This is a genomic window from Hydrogenivirga sp. 128-5-R1-1, assembly GCF_000171895.1.
This window is the reverse complement of record NZ_ABHJ01000171.1, coordinates 1-2,120: the sequence shown is the minus strand read 5'-3', so window position 1 is coordinate 2,120 and position 2,120 is coordinate 1. Positions and strand designations below refer to the sequence as shown.

Sequence of the window (2,120 nt, the reverse complement as noted above, 5' to 3'; positions counted from 1 at the left end):
CAAATTCATTTACGCTAATATCTACATTAGTTTCAACTTCATTTTCCTTAAGTTCTGTAATGCTGTTTTTTATTTTTTCTTCAACCATTATTTCAACTTTTTCAAGTAATTTATTAAAATCTATCTCTTGCTTTGTTTGTATTTCCCTTTTTTCCACAAAGAGCTTATATTTTTTTTTCTTTTTAAAGGGAAACCATTTTATTTTTTCAAAAATTTCCTCATAATGGAGAATTTTTATATCCTCTCCAAGTTCTTCTTTTGCCTTATATATAAGCTTTTGAAGGTCTTCACCTTCGTATATTTTCACATCATTATTCATTTGCATCTATTGACTCCAGTATATTTAATTTAATTTTTGAATCAATATCACTATATGATAATACAGCAAAATTTGGCAAGTAAGGTTCTATAATTTGTTTTACATATCTTCTTATGGCAGGAGAAGTTAAAAGCACTGGTGTTGCCTGATTCATAATAAATTTTTCGGCAGATTTGCTTAATTTAGTTATCAGCTTTTGAACAAATCCGGGGTCTAAAGGTGGAAGTTCACCGTCTGCCTCTTTAATTTTTTGTAAAATGTAATTTTCAGTTTCAGGAGACAAAACAACTGCGTATAAATTGTTATCTTTTGCATATTTTGAAGTTATTATCTTTTTCAATCCCTGCCTAACAAACTCTGTAAGTATATCCGGGTCATTTGTTTTTATAATGTTATCTGAAAGGGTTTCAACTATGGTTAAAATATCTCTTATTGGAACTGCTTCTTTAAGTAAATTTTGCAGTACTCTGTGAAGTATATTCAGTGGTACTTGTTCTGGAACAATTTCTTTTATGATTGGGTATTTTTTTGCTACTGTATCTACTATTTCTTTTGTTTCTGCCCTTCCAAGTATCTCATAGGCATGATTTTTTATAACTTCAGACATGTGGGTTATTATAACCGTTGGTATGTCAACAACTGTATATCCAAGCATTTTAGCTCTATCTTTTAGCTCTGGTTTTATCCAGTATGCATCAAGTCCAAAAGCAGGTTCTTTTGTTTTTACTCCTTCTATCTGTCCTTTTGTATTTCCAGTATCAATAGCAAGCAAATGATCCGGCATTACTTCACTTTTTGCCACTTCAACATCTCTGATAAGTATTCTATACTCTCCGGGTTTTAATTCTAAGTTATCTTTAATATGTATCAAAGGAATAATAATTCCAAGCTCCTTTGAAAGTTGTTTTCTTAAAGATTTAATTCTCTTTATAATCTGTCCATCTTGAGATTCATCAACAAGAGGTATAAGACCGTATCCTATCTCAAATGTTATAGTTTCAGGCTGTGTTATAAGCTCTTCAGGTTCTTCCTCCTCTTTAGAGGCTTCTTTTATCATTTCTTTAGCTTTTTCTTCTTCCTCAATTTTTTGTTTTTCTTTCATGGAAGACTGCATTATGTATCCTGTAATTGCAAGAAGTGCTCCAAGTAAGAAAAATGGTATAGTTGGCATCCCTGGAACTATTCCCATTATGAATAAAGCTGCTGATGCCATGTAAAGAGCTTTAGGAAATGATGTTAACTCTTTTACTATCTCTACACCAAGATTTTCTTTTGCAACTGCTCTGGTTACCATGAGACCAGCTGCCGTTGAAGTGATTAAAGAAGGTATTTGCGAAACAAGACCATCTCCAACTGTAAGTATTGTAAATGTTTGTAGAGCAGACTTTAAATCCATACTATGCTGAAAAATACCTATAGCAATACCACCTATAATATTTACAAGGGTTATTATAATTCCTGCAATGGCGTCTCCTCTTATAAATTTACTTGCACCATCCATTTGCACCATAGAAATCAGCTTCTTTTTGTATTTGCTCTCTTCTTCTCTGGGCTTCTTTTTCATCTATTATCCCTGCGTTTAAATCTGCATCTATTGCCATCTGCTTTCCTGGCATTGCATCAAGTGTAAATCTTGCTGCCACTTCAGAAATTCTTTCTGTACCTTTTGTTATAACAATGAAATTTATTGTAACCAATATAACAAAAACAATAATACCTACTATGTAATTTCCTCCTACTACAAACTCGCCAAATGCTTTAATAACATGTCCTGCAGAGTCAACTCCTTCATTTCCGTGAA

At 32.3% G+C, this 2,120-nt stretch carries 2 protein-coding genes and 1 pseudogene; all 3 read right to left on the bottom strand.

The annotated features are described in order from the left end of the window. Positions 1 to 319: pseudogene (locus HG1285_RS03765) on the bottom strand (hypothetical protein); the annotation flags it as partial. Beyond that, a complete protein-coding gene (locus HG1285_RS18370; RefSeq protein WP_255347760.1) occupies positions 312 to 1,883 on the bottom strand; it encodes a flagellar biosynthesis protein FlhA in 1,572 nt (523 codons plus the stop codon). The gene HG1285_RS18370 and the pseudogene HG1285_RS03765, both read right to left, overlap by 8 nt. After that, a partial coding sequence (locus HG1285_RS20545) for an FHIPEP family type III secretion protein (protein WP_008288797.1) occupies positions 1,804 to 2,120 on the bottom strand: 317 nt, incomplete at its 5' end. The genes HG1285_RS20545 and HG1285_RS18370, both read right to left, overlap by 80 nt.